At 70.7% G+C, this 17,326-nt stretch carries 15 protein-coding genes; 2 read left to right on the top strand and 13 right to left on the bottom strand.

Translation table 11 applies throughout. The features are described from left to right. Positions 1-3 precede the first annotated feature (3 nt). The 13 genes from VSR71_RS21140 to VSR71_RS21080 all read right to left on the bottom strand — a co-directional run bounded on the left by VSR71_RS21140 (position 4) and on the right by VSR71_RS21080 (position 13,225). Positions 4-1,686 (bottom strand): TadG family pilus assembly protein, encoded by a 1,683-nt coding sequence (locus VSR71_RS21140; RefSeq protein ID WP_342915802.1) that lies wholly within the window; start codon positions 1,684-1,686, stop codon positions 4-6. A gap of 17 nt (positions 1,687-1,703) precedes the next feature. Next, a complete protein-coding gene (locus VSR71_RS21135; RefSeq protein ID WP_428979446.1) occupies positions 1,704-2,081 on the bottom strand; it encodes a DUF3613 domain-containing protein in 378 nt (125 codons plus the stop codon). Then, on the bottom strand, positions 2,078-2,962 hold the full coding sequence (locus VSR71_RS21130) for a tetratricopeptide repeat protein (RefSeq protein WP_342915801.1): 885 nt from the start codon (positions 2,960-2,962) through the stop codon (positions 2,078-2,080). The genes VSR71_RS21135 and VSR71_RS21130 overlap by 4 nt, the downstream gene beginning before the upstream one ends. Next, positions 2,959-4,008, bottom strand: a complete 1,050-nt coding sequence (locus VSR71_RS21125; protein WP_342915800.1) for a type II secretion system F family protein — start codon at positions 4,006-4,008, stop codon at positions 2,959-2,961. Before VSR71_RS21125 ends, VSR71_RS21130 begins: the two co-directional genes overlap by 4 nt. 27 nt (positions 4,009-4,035) lie before the next feature. Continuing rightward, the gene (locus VSR71_RS21120) at positions 4,036-4,962 is read right to left on the bottom strand and encodes a type II secretion system F family protein (protein ID WP_342915799.1); all 927 of its coding nucleotides are present in this window, start codon (positions 4,960-4,962) and stop codon (positions 4,036-4,038) included. Next, positions 4,955-6,271, bottom strand: coding sequence for a CpaF family protein (locus VSR71_RS21115; RefSeq protein WP_342915798.1), 1,317 nt, complete (start codon positions 6,269-6,271; stop codon positions 4,955-4,957). Before VSR71_RS21115 ends, VSR71_RS21120 begins: the two co-directional genes overlap by 8 nt. A gap of 19 nt (positions 6,272-6,290) precedes the next feature. Beyond that, positions 6,291-7,532 (bottom strand): pilus assembly protein, encoded by a 1,242-nt coding sequence (locus tag VSR71_RS21110; protein WP_342915797.1) that lies wholly within the window; start codon positions 7,530-7,532, stop codon positions 6,291-6,293. Positions 7,533-7,578: 46 nt separating this feature from the next. Next, positions 7,579-9,012, bottom strand: a complete 1,434-nt coding sequence (locus VSR71_RS21105) for a type II and III secretion system protein family protein (protein WP_342915796.1) — start codon at positions 9,010-9,012, stop codon at positions 7,579-7,581. A 19-nt stretch (positions 9,013-9,031) separates the two neighbouring features. Further along, complete coding sequence (gene cpaB / locus VSR71_RS21100) at positions 9,032-10,003, bottom strand: Flp pilus assembly protein CpaB (RefSeq protein ID WP_342915795.1); 972 nt, start codon at positions 10,001-10,003, stop codon at positions 9,032-9,034. Between the two features lie 64 nt (positions 10,004-10,067). Continuing rightward, positions 10,068-10,574 (bottom strand): TadE family protein, encoded by a 507-nt coding sequence (locus VSR71_RS21095; protein ID WP_342915794.1) that lies wholly within the window; start codon positions 10,572-10,574, stop codon positions 10,068-10,070. Positions 10,575-10,644: 70 nt separating this feature from the next. Beyond that, on the bottom strand, positions 10,645-11,175 hold the full coding sequence (locus VSR71_RS21090; protein ID WP_342915793.1) for an A24 family peptidase: 531 nt from the start codon (positions 11,173-11,175) through the stop codon (positions 10,645-10,647). Positions 11,176-11,189: 14 nt separating this feature from the next. Next, positions 11,190-11,375: a Flp family type IVb pilin gene (locus VSR71_RS21085; protein ID WP_342915792.1), complete on the bottom strand. Its 186-nt coding sequence runs from the start codon at positions 11,373-11,375 to the stop codon at positions 11,190-11,192. 374 nt (positions 11,376-11,749) lie between these two features. Next, a complete protein-coding gene (locus tag VSR71_RS21080) occupies positions 11,750-13,225 on the bottom strand; it encodes a collagen-like triple helix repeat-containing protein (RefSeq protein ID WP_342915791.1) in 1,476 nt (491 codons plus the stop codon). Between the two features lie 763 nt (positions 13,226-13,988). Between VSR71_RS21080 and VSR71_RS21075 the strand changes: the two genes are divergently transcribed. Both VSR71_RS21075 and VSR71_RS21070 read left to right on the top strand, forming a co-directional pair. Then, the gene (locus VSR71_RS21075) at positions 13,989-15,347 is read left to right on the top strand and encodes a collagen-like triple helix repeat-containing protein (protein ID WP_342915790.1); all 1,359 of its coding nucleotides are present in this window, start codon (positions 13,989-13,991) and stop codon (positions 15,345-15,347) included. A 180-nt stretch (positions 15,348-15,527) separates the two neighbouring features. Next, positions 15,528-17,195 carry a ShlB/FhaC/HecB family hemolysin secretion/activation protein gene (locus tag VSR71_RS21070; RefSeq protein WP_342915789.1) on the top strand — a complete coding sequence of 556 codons (1,668 nt, stop codon included), beginning with the start codon at positions 15,528-15,530 and terminating at the stop codon, positions 17,193-17,195. The last annotated feature ends 131 nt before the right edge of the window (positions 17,196-17,326 follow it).

Raw genomic sequence — 17,326 nt, 5'->3', positions numbered from 1 at the left:
GGCTCAGTACACCAGTTCGGAGTTGTTGCAGTCGATGCTGTGCAGCCACAGGTCGGCGCTGCCGAGCTGGATGCCGAGGCTGGCGAGCAGCGGCGGCACCAGGGCATCCAGCGCCGCGCCCAGGGGGGCCAGCATGGGTCCGATATCGAGGGGCACGCTCAGCAAGCCCAGCACCTCCGTGCGCACCTTCAACGACAAGACTTGCGAGAACAGGCCGCCGAAGGGATCGGCCGTGCCGACCCTTGCCTGGCCTCCCGGCGCCAGGGTGACGTCCTGGCCGACCGTGTTGCCATAGCGCTGGCTGTCGGTGGTGGTGACCTTGACGACATTGAGCCCGCCGAGCGCCTTGGTGTTGGCGAGCATGACGGTGCCGCTGCAGGCTTCGGTCAGGCACGCGGTAACAAGGGCGCTCCTGACATGCATGGTGGCGCGCCGGTCGGCGGGATTGGCGGCGCACTGCAGCCGGGTCAGGTCGGCGGTGGCATCGGCGACTTCGAGATGCACCGGGACATTGATGCCGACATCGACCACCGGCGCGAGCAGGCCGGCATTGATCTGCAGCAGCAGGTCGAGTTTGACCTGCGACGTCTTAGCCGTCGTCTGCCAGGTCTCCGGGCTGGCGGAGAGCTTGCGGGCCGGTCCCACGGCCATCACCGGCGGCTGGATCACGCGCAGGCTGGCGCTTATGCCGCCCAGCCCCGCCGGCAGCGGCACGTTGAGCGGCACCGTAGCCGCCGCATCGCCCCGTGCCACCTGCGCCCCCAGCATCAGCAGTTGCGCCACGTTCAGGCCCACCTCGGCCGCCGACGAGGCGGCGGGCGCCAGCACGCCCAACCGCAGCAGCTGGTCCAGCGACACCGCCGCGCCCGCGCCCGCCGCGCCCAGCGTCGTCGGCGGGCTGCCCAGCATGGTCGTCAGCAACGCATCGCGATTCGCCGCACCGAGCACCAGCGCGTAGTAGTCGCGCAGGCTCAGCGATGTCTTCAGCAGCTCGTCGACGGTGCCGGCCTCCGCCTGAAGACGCAGCTGGTCCAGCGACACCGTGGTATTGACCAGCCCCTGCCAGTCCACGGCGGATAGCTGCACGGCGTTGCCCAGCAGCCAGCCCAGCATGCTGTTGGCCGTGCTGACGTCGAGCAGCCCGGATCCCAGCGAGAACGCCGCCACCGGCGGGCTGCCGCTGGCGATCGCCTCGGCGCGCAGCTGCCGGCCGCTGCCGCCGCTGATGACGAACAGGATCGGCACCGTCTGCGTGGCCTGCACGCGCACGGCATTGGGCGACACCGTGGCGGCATCGTACGCCGCGCTGAAATGCCGCGGCCCGCCGCTGGCCGGGTCCCACACGCCCACGCACGCCGTCATGCCGTCGGCATTGCCCGCGGCGGCATCCGCGCAGCCCAGCGCGATGCCGGACGGATAGCCGTTCTGCGCCCCGATATTGCTGACGGTGGCGCGCAACGCCGTGTTCAGCTGGTCGGCGCTGGCCGCCTGCTTGAGCTGCTGCGCCGCCGACATCGCCGCCAGGTCCACCATGTTCTGCAGCTGGCGCTGGCGCATGAACACATGGCCGACGTCGATCGACACCAGCGCGGCGATCGCCACGGTGGCGATCAGCAGCGCCGCCATCACACTGATGGCGCCGCGGGCGGCAGGGCGCGCGAGCCGCGTCCGGTGCCTGCGCTGCATTGTCGGCGCGCGCCAGCTCATTTGCCGTTCAGCATCTGTCCGGCCGATCCGGCACGCACGGTGCTGGCATTGGCCTGCCCGGTATAGAACTCCGGCAGCGCGAAGCGGAAGCTGTTCATGTAGCGCTCGTAGCCCAGCGCGGCCTGCTCGCCATGCATCGGCAGCAGCGGGCCGGCCTGCGTGCCTTCGCGCTGCACGGCCAGTATGGCGCGCGTATCGGCGCCGATCTCGCGCGCGGCTGGCGGCTCCGCCGGTGTGTCGATGGCGCCGGCGGAAGCTTCGGCCGACGGCGTGGCGGGCTGTGCCTGCGCGGCCGGCGCCAGCAGCAGGCATAGCGCCGCGCACAGTGCCGGCACTGCCGGCGTGGGGAAGGCAAAGCGGATCATGTCGGTCATGGGCTGGCGCTCTCGGGGACGGCCACGACCGGCGACCGTGCCGCGACGGCCACGGTGGCGGGGGTGCCCGGGGTGGAAGTTTTGGGTACGGAGCGCACGGCCGGCGCCTGCCGCACCGCCGCGCGTTCGCGTGCGGCCGCGGCACGGGCCACGCGGTCGGCTTCCTTGCGCACAGCACTGCGGGTCGCTTCGGGCATGGCGGCCTTCTGCATCATCGCGTTGGCCTGCACGCGCTTGCCGTCGGCCATCAGCCACACCGCGGCGTTGCTGATCACGCGCGGGTTGCGCGCATCCAGCTCCAGCGCCTGCATCACCGGCACGCGCGCGTCCTGCAAGGCGCCGGAGCGCATCAGCGCGTAGCCCAGGTCGCTGGCGATGCGTGCGTTCACCGGGTCGAGCGCGGCCGCCGCGCGCAATTCGGTCACGGCCTGCGCAAAATCTTCCTGGCGCCCGGCCAGCAGCCCCAGCCCGTGGTGCGCATGCGCCGCCTGCACGCCCTGCGAGCTGGCGGCGAGCTGCTGGTAGGCCTCGGTGGCGGCCTTGTCCTGCCCGGTCTCGCGCAACGCATCGGCGCGCATCACACGGATCTCGTTGTCGTTGCCGAAGCGCTGCACGTAGACGTCGATATGCGCCAGCGAGGCAAAGTACAACCCGTCCTGCTGCATCTTGCGGATCAGTCCCAGGTAGACCGCCTGCTCGTTGTACTCGGCGCGGGCGGTCTTGTCGCGCATCCTGGCCAGTTCCACCTGCGCCTCGGCCTGCTGCTGGATCATGGCGGCGCCGATGTCGCGCGTGGCGCAGCCCGCCAGCGCCACCGCTGCCACGGCAGCTGCCATGAGTCTGGAAATGCGGCCGAACGACGGGCCGGCTGTGCGCATCATTGCATCGCTCCCATATTTTCGATCATGCGGATTACCCCAAGGAAGCCGGGGCCCGCGGTAATGATCAGCAGCACCGGCAGCAGGCTCACCACCATCACCGCGGTCATCTTGACCGTGAGCCGGCCGATCTGGTCCTTCATGCGCGCCTTGCGCGCCTCCTGCAGGCGCAGGCCGAACTGGCGCAGCGGCTCCTGCACCGCGCCGCCGTGGCGGTCGACCTGCGTCAGCAGCATGATCAGGCCCTTCAGGTCCTCGTTGTCGAACAGCCGGCTGATGCGCAGCAGCGTCTGCTCGCGCGAGCGGCCCGTGGCGAACTGCTGGTTGGCACGCGCCAGTTCGGGCCCGAGCACGCGCAGCATGCTGCCGAACTCCGCCACGATCACCTGCAGGCTCTGGTCGATCGACAGGCCCACGCCCTGCAGCAGCCGCAGCATGTCGATCAGCACCGGCAGTTCGTCGTCGACCAGGCGCAGCCGGGCCGCGGCACGCCGGCGCAGCAAGGTCTTGGGCGCAAGGTAGGCCACCGCGAACACACCGAAGCCCCACGCCAGCACGACGGCGGCACCGGCGCCGACATGCCACAGCATCGCGGCCAGCGACAGCGCCAGCGGCAGCACCAGGCGCACCGCGCCGAACAGCATGCGCGCGTTCAGCCCGTACCAGCCGCATTGCTCCAGCAGTTGCTGGTCTTCCGGCGTCACCACCGCGCGGCCCAGGCGCGATTCCAGCCAGTGCGCGTCGATGCGTTCGCCCACGCGCGCGCCCAGCTGCGCGCCGATGGCCGCCGCACCGGGCCGGCCCGGCTGAACCGGAGGTGCCGCGCCACGCGCGCCAGGCTGGGCGACGGCTGCGCTCGCATTCGGCTGTGCCGCGGTTGCCGGCGCGGCCTGCGCTGCTGCGGCAGCGCGCTGCCGCAGCAGCGCGGCGTCGATGGTGCGCGCCGCCAGGCGCCGCTGGCGCCAGTCGCGCAACAGCGGCAGCGTCAGCACGGCCACGCCGCATGCGGCGGCGAACAGGCTCAGCGAGATCAGTGTCAGGCGGTCCATGTGTGCGTGGCTCCGTGCATGTGCCGCTCAGATCGACTTGGCCAGCCGGTACAGCATCAGCACGCCCGCGGCTTCCAGGCCGAGCGCGGTCAGCAGCATGGTCTTGCCGGCCGGGTCCTTCCACATCAGCATGATGTAGCCGGCATTGAGCATGAACAGGCCGCCGGCCACCACCAGCGGCAGCAGCCCCAGGATCCACGCCGACAGCCGGGTCTCCGCCGACAGCGCCAGCAGCTCGCGCTGGGCCGCCTCGCGGTCGCGCATGAAGGCCGCGGTACGCTCCATCACCATGTCGGCGCGGCCGCCGTAGCGCACCGACAGGCGCAGCACGGAGGCCACCAGCACCAGTTCGTCGACCTTGTACGCGCGCCCCACCTGCAGCACCGCCTGGTCCAGCTCCTTGCCGGCGCGCTGCAGGTGCACCGCCTGCACCAGGCACTGCCGCAGCGGTGCCTCGGTATTGGCGATGGAGTTCTGGAACGCCGCCGGCACGCTGCTGCCGATGGTCATCAGCCGCACCACGCCATCGAGAAAGCCGGGCAGCTGCGACAGCAGCTTCTTGTGCAGCCGGCGCACGCGGTTCCACAGCAGGCAGGCCGCGATCGCCAGCGCGACGATGCAGGCCGCCGCGGCACCCAGCCACTGCCCGGCAAGCGCGCCGATGGCGGTGAACAGCACCACCGGCGCGCTCCACAGCATGGCGGTGCGGCGCGTCGGCGCGAGGTCGGCGCGCCGCAGGAAATCGTCCCAGTGGCGGCGCAGGTCGCGGGCGGGCAGCTGCAGCGCCGGGTCCGGCGCCTGGGCGTAACGCAGCCGCACCTGCTCGGTCTGCGCGCGCAGGAACGCCTGCGACTGCTCGCGGCGCGCGCGCGCCTGCGCGCTGGCCAGCAGCAGCAGCCCGAGGCCGGTGACGACCAGCGCCACCGCGGCGAGCATCAGCGTGGCGCTAGACATCGAAGCGGTCGTCCAGCATGAAGCCCGGCCCGCGCATGCGCGCCAGCTTGGGCGAATGCGGCAGGATGCCGAGCGAGAGCCAGCGGTCGGTCTCGGTGCCGTCCGCGTTGATGGCCGGCTCGTGCCGGTACAGCTCCTGCGTCGAGACGATGTTGTCGCCCAGCCCGGTGACCTCGGTGATCGAGACGATGCGGCGCTTGCCGTTGGAGAGCCGCGCGATCTGCACGATAAAGTCGATGGCATTGGCGATCTGCCGGCGCAGGCTCGCTTCGCTGCCCTGGAAGCCGGCAAACCCGGCCAGCATCTCCAGCCGGTACAGGCATTCGCGCGGGCTGCTGGCGTGGATGGTGCCCATCGAGCCGTCGTGGCCGGTGCTCATCGCCTGCAGCATTTCAAGCACCTCGCCGCCGCGCACTTCGCCGACGATGATGCGGTCGGGGCGCATGCGCAGGCTGTTGCGCAGCAGGTCGCGGATCGACACCACGCCGGTGCCCTCGAAGCCGCCGGGCCGGCTTTCCAGCCGCACCACGTGCGGATGGTTCAGCGCCAGCTCGGCGGTGTCCTCGATGGTGATGACGCGCTCGCTGGCCGGCACGAAGGTGGCCAGCGCATTGAGCAGCGAAGTCTTGCCCGAGCTGGTGCCGCCGCTCACCAGGATATTGCAGCGGGCCTGCACCGCGGCCTGCAGCAGGTCGGCGATCTCGGGGCTCATGGTGCCCAGCGCCTCCAGGTCGGCCGGCGTCATCGGATCCTTGCGGAACTTGCGGATCGAGACCACCGGGCCTTCCAGCGCCAGCGGCGGGATCACCACGTTGATGCGGCCGCCGTCGGGCAGGCGCGCGTCGACCATCGGGTTGGACTCATCCAGGCGCCGGCCGATCGGCGCGAGGATGCGGCGCACGATGCGCAGCAGGTGGCCGCCGTCGGCAAAGCGCACCGGGATGCGCTCGAGCACACCGTGGCGCGACACGTAGACGTCGAGATGCCCGTTGACGAGGATGTCCTCGACCGCGGGATCGTTGAGCAGGTCTTCGATCGGGCCGAAGCCGGCCAGCTCCTTGGTCAGCGCCTCGGCGATCTGGCGCAGCTCGGCCTCGTTGATGGGGATGCGGCGCAACCGGGTAAAGCTCTCGAGCTCCAGGTCGACGAAGCGCTGGATCGCGGTGCGCGACCAGCGGCCGAACTCGGCGCCCAGCTCTTCGATGCGGGTCAGCAGGTGCTCGTGCGCGGCTTCCTTGATGTTGTGGAATTCCTGCGAGACCGGAAACGGTGCGGGGGCGTGGTCGGAGAATTCGATCGCTTGCGTCATGTCAGCTTCCTGGGCTTGCTCAGCTTCCGGCCTTGGCCGCGCGCACCGCGCGCAGCGCTTCGGGCAGTTTTTCCTTCATGCGTCCAAGCAGGCTGGTGTCCTTCGCCGCTTCGGGGCGATAGCCCAGCCGCGCCAGCAGTTCTGCCAACGCGCGCACGTAGGGATCATGGGGGTTGTCGTCGGCCAGTACGGCGCCGCGGTTCATCGCCAGCACCAGCGCCTCGCGGCAGTCGGGCAGCGTCGCCACCGACTGCACGCCGACGCGGCGCGCGATCTGCGCGGCGTCGACGCCCAGGCGCGCATCGAAGCGCGACACCAGCAGGTGCAGGTCGTCGCGCTCCACCTCGCGCGCGCGCAGCTCGTGCACCAGCTCGGCCGCCGAGACGATGGCGCCGACGCTCTGCTCGGCGACCAGCACCACGCTGTCGGCGGCCTTGACGATCTGCGCGGTGAACTCGGCATTGCCGAAGCCGCCGAGGTCGATCACCTGCATGTCGAAGAAGGCGCGCAGCCGCTCCAGCAGGCTGATCGCTTCCGAATAGGAGATGTCGCGCAGCTCGCCCAGCGCCCCCGGCAATGGCAGCACGCAGACGCCGTTGGCATGGCGCATCAGCGCGGTCTGCACGAAGACCTGGTCGAAGCGGCGCAGGTTGCGCACCGCCTCGACGAAGTGGAAACCCGGGGTCAGGTTCAGGTACAGCGCACCGTCGCGCGCGGGCAGCCCCAGGTCGAGCAGCAGCACCTCGGCGCGCGCGTCGGACTTCTCGCGCAGCGGCAGGTGGCGGCGCGCGGCGGCCGCCAGGTTGACCGCCAGGCTGGTCACGCCCACGCCGGGGCGCGCGCCCAGCAGCGCGACGATCTTGCCCTGGCGCATGGCCTCGGCGGGGCGCACCTGCTCGCGCGGCACCGCCAGGCGCTTGACCACGGCCTCGGCGTCGGCCGGCGCGTCGCGCAGGTCGATAAAGTCCTTCACGCCCATGCGCAGCGCGGCCAGCATGACGCCGGGATCATCGGCGCGGCCGACCGCGACCAGCGGCAGGCCGGGAAAGAGCCGCAGCAGCTGCTCGCCCAGGCGCGCCGAGGCGCTGGCCAGCTCGGGCGAGAAATGCAGGAACACCAGCCCGGGGCGCAGCTCGCCGACGCGCGCGATAAAGGCCTCCTGGGCCCCGCCCTCCGCCACCAGCGTGCCCAGCCCGCCCAGGACCCTGCCCAGCCAGTCCCTGACTTCGCCCTGCGTGGCATGCAACAGGAAATAGTCCATCGTTCCGCCTTAGCGTGTTGGCCATGCCCGCCGGCATGGCCGGCGGCTATTTTGAAAAACCCGGCAACGTCGGGTCCGCGTACTCGCCCACCATGTACCAGCCCCATACGTTGGGGCTGGCGCTGGTGCGGCCGTCGGCACCGACGGCCTGCGCCGCCGGCGCGCCCCTGGCCAGCGGCTTCACCAGGCGCGGCGTGACCACGATCATCAGCTCGCGGTCTTCCTGGTGGAAATTCAGGTTCTTGAAGAAGGCGCCGATCACCGGCAGGTCGCCCAGCAGCGGCACCTTGCTGACATTGCTGACGGTGTTGCGGCTGACCAGCCCGCCGATCACGAAGCTCTCGCCGTCGCCCAGCTCCACGGTAGTGTCGGCGCGGCGCGTGACGATGGCGGGAACCACCGCACCGTTGATCGAGATGCCGCGCGACGGATCCAGGTCGCTGGCCTCCGGCGCCACCTTCAGCGCGATCCGGTTCGCCGAGAGCACCGTGGGCGACACGGTCAGCCCGATGCCGAAGGGCTTGAACTGGATTGTGGTGGTGCCCAGCGCCTGCGGCACCGGGATCGGGATCTCGCCGCCGGCCAGGAAGCTGGCGCTCTGGCCGGACAGCGCCACCAGGCTGGGCTCGGCCAGCACCCGTGCCAGGCCGTTCGCCTCCAGCAGGCTGATGTTGGCGAAGATGCCATTGCTCAGCGAGGCGGCCACCAGGTTGAAGGCGCTGCTCATCGGCGATGACAGGTCGGCGCTGAAGCTGCCGGGATTGCCGTTTGTGCCGGGGGTGAAGGTGAACTTGTTCAGCGTCGACGGCGAAAAGGAACCGAAGGCAAAGCCGGAATGGTTGCGGAAGAAGTTGATGCCAGCTTCCTTGAGCACGGTCTTGCTGACCTCGACCACCTTGACATCGACCTGCACCGTGCCGCTGACCGGCACCGTCGAGCGGTCGACCACCAGGCCGGGCCTGCCGTCGGCCTTGCCGGCGGTGGCGGCACGGGCCGATGCCTGCGCGCGCGCCGCGGCGTAGGCATCGGGCGACTGCCCGCTGATCGCCGCGCCCGCTGCCGAGTAGCCCACCCTGGCGCCGTCCGCATCGGGGGCGATGGCATCGACCTGCACGCTGTACGTCACCGGTTCGGCGTTGCGCGTCCACATCATGACGTCGGTCACGCCCGGCTGCCTGGCGACCAGCAGCACGCTGGGCGTGCCGCGTGTGCGCAGTACCAGCGCGTCGGCGACGGCCGGGTTGCCGACCGCCACGCGCTCCACCGGCTGCGCCGTGCGGATTTCCTTCTGCGCGCCGGCCATCAGGCGCAGTTGCCGGGCCGGCGCCGGGTCTTGCGCGGCTCCGGGTGCGGCCTCCTGCGCCAGAGCGCGCGGAGCCAGGGCACACCAGGCGGTGCTTGCCAGCATCGCGGCAAGCACCGCCTGCATCAGCCTGCGGCGCACTGCCGCGGCGGGGGACTGAGTCTTGATGGTATGCATGCGATAAGCGCCCACGTTCTCACTCGATCTCGCGCTTGCCGGCACGAATCACTTCCACGCCCGCGCTTTCGCGTGCCTCACGCGCCTGGCGTCCGGCGGGCGGCGTCGCCACCTGCAGCGGGCGCGCCACCGGCGCGGCGGGCGGCGTCGCTTGCGGCGGCCGCATGGCGTTGCCGCGCGTGGCCGCCATGCCCGGCAACGCCACGCCGGCGACGGCCCTGTCGGGCGCGGCGCGCGGCGCATCGGCCGGCACGCCGGCGCGCACGGCCAGCGCTGGCGGCGGCTCGACGAACATGCCTTCGCTCGGCATGGCCTGGTCATGCGGGTTGCGCAGCGCCAGCAGCAGGCGCCCCGACTGCTGCGCCATGGCAAGGCGGCTGACCTGCTCCAGCGGTACCGACAAGACCGCGGTCTTGGCGCCTTCCTGCCGCGCCATCATCTGCTCGGGCCTGGCCGGCTGCGGCTGGTGCACCGCGGCGGCACCGTAGGACAGCACGCGCAGCCGCGACAACAGCATGCGGGCGTGGCTCTCGGGGATCTCCTGCTGGTCGCGGCGCAGCACCAGGAACACATCGACGTAGTCGCCCGGCTGCACCTGGTTGCCGACGCCGATGACCTCGTCGACCTGCACCGCCACGGCGCGCTCGCCTTCCGGCACCTGCGTCGCCAGGCCGGCCAGCAGCTGGGTTTCGAGCACGGGCACGTTGGCGCCCAGCGGCACCAGCAGCACCTGTCCGCTGACGCGCGCCACGTCGGTGTAGGCGCCGGCCGGATCGATCGGCAGCATCTCGACCTTGAGCGCGTCGGCGCCGATGGGCTTGCCGGCTTCCACGGCGCGCGTGGTGACGACGACCGGGTGCATGGGTGACGCGCCCCTTGGCGCCCTTTCCGATGGCGCCGGCTGGCTGCCCACCTGCCAGGCCAGCACCGCAAGCAGCAGCGCCAGTCCGAGCAACACCACCGCCACAAGTCGGATCTGCTTGCTGGTCATGGGAAGTTCCTTTGGGCGGACAGGGCTTGAAGTACCTGGGGATGCGTCATGGCGTTCACCGCGCTCAGATATCGGGCGAGAGCTGGACCATGGCCGTACCGGACAATGTCGCCGGCACCGGCACCATCGGCACGGCCGGAAGGATGTTGGCGGTCGGCAGCCTGAGCGTGACCTGCACGCACAGGTCGGCGGATCCGCTTGCACATGGCACCGCCTGTGCGATGTTGGTCGGGGTGATGGCGCTGCTGATGGAGGTGGGCAGCGTGCCCAGCGCCATGGCCGAGGCCGCGCTGACGCGTGCCGCCTGCGTCGCGGCCGCGCCTGTGCCGGCTACCCCGGACGGATAGCGCAAGGCGGCGCGTGCCCCTTCTTCGGCCGCCAGCGTCAGCACCTGCTGCAGTGCCAGCACCATGCCGTAGTAGACGATGCCGATGACGATGGCGAGCAGCAGCGGCACCACGATCGCGAACTCGATCGCGGCGCTGCCGGCAGCCTGCCTGCGCCCGATGCGTCCCGGGCGCGCCTGCCCGCTGTCCCTGATGATCCTGTTGAGCCTTGCGTGCTGCCACATCTGTCCGGTCCCTTTATTCTTTCTCGCGCCGACCGGCGGCGCAGACCGCGTTCCTGTCGCTGTCTCCGGGCTATCGGCCCGCGGCCAGCCACCACAGCACGCCTGCTGCCAGGTACGCGGCGTACGGGATGCCCCGCGCGCATGCAAGCTGCGCTGACGGCGCCAATCCGTTGCCTGGCGCAACCATGCCCTGCCCTGACGCCGGCTCGCCGTCGCCAGCACGCATTCGTGCCGCGGCGCGCTGCCGGCGCGCCGCCAGTCCGCTGCCGTCCAGTGCCAGCGCAAGCAGCGCGTGCACCATCCCGAGCAGGCTGCCGACGACCCATGCCACGACCAGTCCCTGAGGGCCGGTGAACAGACCAGCCACCGCCAGGAACTTGACGTCGCCCGCCGCCATGCGCCCGAGGGCGTAGACCGGCAGCGTGACGGCAAGCCCCAGGCCCGCGCCGGCCAGGCGCGTGCCGACCGGCAGTTCCGTGCCGTGCCCGGCCAGCAGCGCCAGCCCGAGGGCCAGCACGGCAGCCGCCAGCACGGCGTTAGGAACGCGCCGGTAAGCGAAGTCTGTATAGAGGGTCGCCGCGCAGAGGAGCGCAGCAATCACGTGGATAGCGGGGCTCAGGGGGCTGCCGGCAGCCAGGCGAGCACACGTGCGGCAAGGTTGCCGAAACCGGTGTTGAGGTTGTTGCCGAGGGTGCCGGCACCGACAGCGACGGCAAGGGCCACCAGGCCGGCGATCAGCCCATACTCGATGGCCGTCGCGCCGCGCTCATCCTTGATGAAGCGTGCAATGAGTCGTTTCATGTTGTCACTCCCGAGTGATCGAAAAAACCGCGATCACGCTTCCCCCGTTCGATTATCGCGGTACTCTGTGGCCCGCTCTTTATCGACGTTTCACGCTGTGCTGCGCTTTTTTTATAAGGCACGAAATGTCTCAACCATACCCCTCCTTCGGGTGATGGGAATGACCCGAAGGGGTCATGCGCGCGTGTTTGAAACGGCCCATGGCACGCTACGCGCACCTTGCCAAGGAATCGGGAGGAATGGCCGGGAACCGGCCTGTGGCCTGGCGCCGCGGCCTTTTTTGGGCAGCGGCGCCAGAGGAAGAAAAAGATGCGCTGCGACGGGGTGATGAGCGACAGCGCACCGTGAAAACCCTAGGGTTGGATTGAGACAATTCAGTGCAGCAGGCCCCCCAGCAATGGCAGTTGCAGCAACTTGCCATCGCTGTCGCCGTAGCCGCCCTTGCCGCCATGGCCACCGCCATGGCCACCACCATGGCCGCCGCCGTGGCCGCCGCCCTTGTCGCCACCTGCCAGGCCGCCAAGCAGACCGGTGACCGGGGCCAGCAAGCCGGACGAGCCGCCATGGCCATCGCCGTGGCCGCCACCAAGCAGCGGCAGGTTGCCCAGCAGGCCGCCCAGCGGGCCACCGTCATGCCCGCCGCCATGGCCGCCACCATGGCCGCCCGGCAACGGCAGCTTGCCCAGCAAGCCGCCGAGCGGACCACCCTCATGTCCGCCGCCATGGCCGCCACCGTGACCGCCGAGCAACGGCAGGTTGCCCAGCAAGCCGCCCAGCGGGCCACCGTCATGCCCGCCGCCATGGCCACCGCCATGGCCGCCCAGCAACGGCAGGTTGCCCAGCAAGCCACCCAGCGGGCCACCGTCATGCCCGCCGCCATGGCCACCGCCGTGACCGCCGAGCAACGGCAGGTTGCCCAACAACCCGCCCAGCGGACTACCGTTGTGCCCGCCGCCATGGCCGTGGCCGTAGCCACCGTTGACCAGGCCACCGGCGGCTGCGACCGTCTTGCCGGCTTCCTTGAACACACCGCCCAGCGGCGCGACCAGCGGCGCATCGCTGTGGCCGAGAAGGCTGCCGCCGCTGGCCACCGTGTAGCCGAGCTTGCGCAGCAGGCCATCGACCGGCTTGCCCAGGCCAGTGACCGCGCCCAGCTTCTGCGTGCCGTCGGTCGCCTTGCTGGTGAGCGGCACGATGACCTTGCTGACGCTCTCGGTCACGTTCTCGATCGGGCCTTCCGAGAGCACGTGGTAAAGCTTGTGACCGCCGTCCTTGACCACGTAGCCCACTTCCTTGACCAGCTTGCCCACCGGCGTCGTCACCGGCGCCAGCGGCGCAAGCTTGTCGGTACCCAGGCCATAGACCAGCTTGCCGGCGCTGATCACGGCCTCGCCACCCTCTTCGACCACGTTGCCGGTGCTGGCAACGGTGATGCCGACCGGATTGCGCACCTGGCCCATCTTGCCGAGCCCGTCGTGCAGCCCGTCGCCAAGCGCGCTCACGGCGTCGCCGGTGTTGTCGACCACCCCGCCCAGCCCGTAGCGCGCCTTCCCGGGCAGCAGCGGAATCGGCGCATGCTTGATGTCCTCGCCAATCTCGCTGATGGCATTGCCCGCGGCCGCCACGGTATGGCCGGCACCGTGGACCACCTCGGCGGTCGGGGTGGGCTCGCCCCGCGCGCTGCTCGGTCTCGGCATGATCACCGTTTCGGTACCGCCGCCGCCGTTGGGGCGCGGGTTGATGCCGCTGCCGCCGCCGCTGGACGAGCAGCCCGCCAATAGGGCGGCGGTGGCCACGCAAGCCGCGGCCAGTAATGTCATGGAATGCTGCGCCGGATGCTGGGTTCTCATTGCCTTGCTCCTCTGTCAGGTAGGCCGCGGCCGTGCCGAGGCCATCGCGTCTTGGTCTGTCGCACGGATTGCCGACGAGCCTCCCCAGGGTCCCGCTTTGCCCACCGTCCCTGGCCGTATCCCTTGCAGGGCACGGACACGCAGTGGAGCGCGGGATCGCCGGCGCGTCGGGACCTGAATGGCAAGGCGCATGCCAGCGCGGCAAGGAGCGCTGGCGCACATTGGCGGCGGACGCGCACGACAGGGTTGCGCGCCTTGCGGGGCGCGGCTTGCAGGGGATTGCCGGCCGTCTGGCCGGTACCCGCCGTGGTGTTACGGCGGGCGCGAACGGCGTTACGTGCTACGTAACGTGTTCCGCCTGCCCCGGAACACCGGCGTTAGCCACCGCACGCAACGGCGGCGGGGCGGCAACGGCGATCGCGGCGTGATCGGGGTCCTGCCCGTACCCGGGTGGCACGTCACGCCCCCTGTCATTTCAGGCATTTTTGTTCCCGCCAGGCGCCACACGTTACGTAACGCGTAACGTTCCCAGGCCCATCCCTGCCCGCCTCGCCGCGCGCTGAACCGCTGCGCCGCCTCGCCCGCAATGGCAGCCCCCACGCGGCTTTGCGGGCCACGCACCCCGCTTTGGCGGGGTCCCGGCCGCGCCCGGCTCCGGCGCTGGCATACCCGTTGCGCCATGCAAGCGTGCCGCCGCACGCAAGGACTGAAAAGGCGTTGCGCGGCCGAGCGATTGAAACGACGGGAACAGAGGGAATCAACCATGCGCAAACAACAATTCGCCGTTACGGCACTCCTGGCAACCCTGCTGGCACTGGGCGGTTGCGCCAGCGGCAGCGGTTCGACCTCCATGGGCACTTCGGGCACCAAGGGCACCGGCAACAGTACGGGCACGAACGGTACCGGCGGCCTGGGCGGCGGCACCGACCTGGGTGGCGGCGGCGGCGGTGGCGGCGGTGGTGGTGGTGGCGACAATGGCGGCAACGACGGCGGCGGCCAGACCCCCGCGCTGACGCCGACCGCGGCCATCATCAACAACGCGGGCTCGGTGCTCGGCGGCGCCGGCAGCACGGTCAGCGACCTCGGCACGCAACTCGGCAACACCAACCTGCCGCTGGTACCGGCGCAGACGCAAGGCGGCCTCGGCGGCGTGGTCGGCAACACCGGCGACGCCGTGGGCGCGCTGGCCGCCGGACTGCAGGGGGGCCTGGGCAGCATGCCCAATGTCTCCAACCCGGTCGGCGTCACGGTGGCAAGCAGCGGCAATGTCGTGGGCGAGCTGGGCGCCGCGGTATCGAGCGCTGGCACCTCGGTCAGCGGCCTGGGCACCGGCCAGCTCGCGCCGCTGGCGCCCCTGGCCACGCCGCTGGGCGCCGTGGTCGACAAGGTCGGCGACACCGTCACCGCGACCGGCGCCAAGCTGACCACGGTCCTGTCGACCGGCCCGGTCGAACAGGTCACCAGCAGCGTCAGCAAGCTGATCGTGCCGCTCACCTCGCAGCTGACCAGCACCACGCAGACCGCAGGCGCGAATACCGGGCTCGCCACCCCGACTACCAGCCTGCTGGCCACGGTCGGCGGCGCGCTGGCCACGGCCGGAACCAGGCTGCATCAGACCAATACGCCGGTGGTCTCCGGCCTGGGCAGCACCGTCAATGCCGCGGGCACCACCGTGGCATCGCTGGGCGGCGTGGTGAACGGTCCGGCTACCGGCGGCGGGCTGGGCGCGCTGAGCCCGGCGCTGGCACCGGTGACGGGGCTGGTCAGCGGCGTCACCGGCGCGACCGGGGGCAACGCAGGCTCGCCGCTGGCTCCTGTCACCGGGCTCGTCAGCGGGCTCACCGGCGGGCTGACCTCCACCGGCGGCAGCACGCCGCTGGCGCCGGTCACCACCGCGGTCGGCGGTGTGGTCAATGGCGTGGTCGGCGGCGTTGCCACCAGCGCCGGCTCCGGCACCACCGCCTCGCCGCCGGTCACCAATGTCGTCGCCGGCCTCACCGGTGGCACCACGTCCACCTCCGGCAGCACCGGCGGCAAGGGCTCCACTATCGCGACCGGCCCGGTCGGCGGCCTGGTAGGCGGCTTGCTGGGTGGCCTGACCGGCGCGCTCGGCAGCAAGTAATACCGCGCAGCACAGTTGTCCGCGCCTCCGCGCGCGGCAACTGCATGATCCGATTCAGCGTAGCGGCCACGCGCTCATCCGCAGTAGCGGGTACCAGCAAGCGCCGGGGGTAGCGGCAATCCCCGGCGCCAGTGGCACGCGATGCCAGATAGCCGCAAGCATTCTTACAGGGGTATTGCCATGCGTGCACTTCATCGCGTTGCCGCGCTGCTGGTCGGCGTCGGCGCGCTCCATCACGGCCTGGTCCAGGCCGATCCCCGCAGCCCCGTCCAGGGCGACCCGACCCTGACCCTTCCGAAGATCGCACCGGCCCGCCCGGACAGCAGCGTGACCGTGCAGGTCGAGCGCCCGCAGTCAGCGCTGCAGGAACTGCTGGAAGCGCGCCTGACGCCGCGGCGCTTCCGCATCGAGGGCGTGAAGACGCTGCCGTTCGCCGAGGTGGCCGCGCAGTTCTCGCCGCTGGCGAACCGCGAGATCACGGTCGCGCAGCTGCTCGAGGCGGCCAATGCGGTGACCAGGATGTACAAGGACAAGGGCTACCCCCTGTCATTTGCCTTCGTGCCGGCGCAGGATTTCGCCAACGGCGACGTGCTGGTCACGGTGGTGGAAGGCTATGTGGCACGCGTCACGGTGACGGGCAAGGCTGGCCCGGTGGAAGGCCGCCTGCGCGCCATCGGCGAGAAGCTGCAGCAAGACCGCCCGCTGCGCCAGGAGACCTTCGAGCACTACGTCAACGTGCTGGCGCTGCAGCCGGGCATGCAGGTGGCCGCGACGGTGCAGCCGCCGACGACCACCGACGGCGCCAGCGAGATGGTGCTCGACGTCAAGCGCAAGCCGATCACCGTCGGCACCGGCATCGAATACATGTCGCCGGGCCTGCGCGCGATCGCCACCGCGACCACCAACGGCCTGACGCCGCTGGGCGAGCAGGTGTCGGTGTCGGCGCTGTTCCCCAAGGGCCGCGACAACGAGGAATACTACGCGGCCAGCTATGCGCAACCGCTGGGCACCGAAGGCATGATCGCGCGCATCAATGCCTCGCACTACCGCGGCGTGCCGCAGAACGCGACGCTGCCGGGGATCGGCTTCAACCAGCGCTATATCAACGACACCAAGCGCATCGGCGGCTCGCTGAGCTATCCGCTGCTGCTGAACAATGCCCATTCGCTGACCCTGACCGGCGGTTTCTACGGCGCCGACCAGTTCGAGCGCTACACCCACGCCGCCACCGGCACCAAGGTCACGCTCGGCACTAACGTGCGCGTGGGCACCGCCGAACTGACCTATGTGCAGCGCGGCGAGGGCGTGACCCGCAACGCCACGCTGGGGCTGTACAAGGGTTTCGATGCGCTGGGAGCCAGCCGCGAGAACAACGTCAACGACCTGAGCTTCTTGCGCACGCGGCTGCTGCTGTCGCAAGCCATGGACCTGCCCGCGCGCTTCGGCCTGACGCTGTCCGCGGCGGGCCAGTACAGCGGCAACAAGCTGGCTTCGGGCGAGCAGATCAGCTTCGGCGGGCGCTTCTTCGGACTGGGCTATCCCGCGGGCGAAGTGGCGGGCGACAAGGGGTGGGGCGCATCGGCGGAGATCAGCCGGCTGTTCACGCCGGACATGGCCTATCTGCGCACGGTCCAGCCCTATGTGCTGGCCGACGTGGCGCGGGTGTTCTCCAACAGCGTTTCGCTGTCGCACCGCAAGCTGTCATCGGTGGCGCTCGGCGCGCGCTTCTCGGACCGGCGCTTCTACACGCTCGACCTGTCGGTGGCGCAGCCGGTCGGCGACATGCCGACCAACGCAAGGCACCGCTCGCCGCGGATCAACGCCACCTATTCCTACCAGCTCGACTGAGGCGCGCCGGATCGGCTTCCAGGTCTTCCAGGTTTCCCTGCACCCGGCCGGCGGCGGTATTGCGCCGGCCGTTTTTTTCAGGCAGGCAGTCCAGGCAGCAGCGAAGCGCGGCGCAAACAGCGAGCGCGGCG

Source organism: Cupriavidus oxalaticus (genome assembly GCF_038900635.1).
GTDB classification, from domain to species: domain Bacteria; phylum Pseudomonadota; class Gammaproteobacteria; order Burkholderiales; family Burkholderiaceae; genus Cupriavidus; species Cupriavidus oxalaticus_B.
Note: the sequence above shows the minus strand (reverse complement) of the source record. Positions and strands in the feature narration are given on the sequence as shown.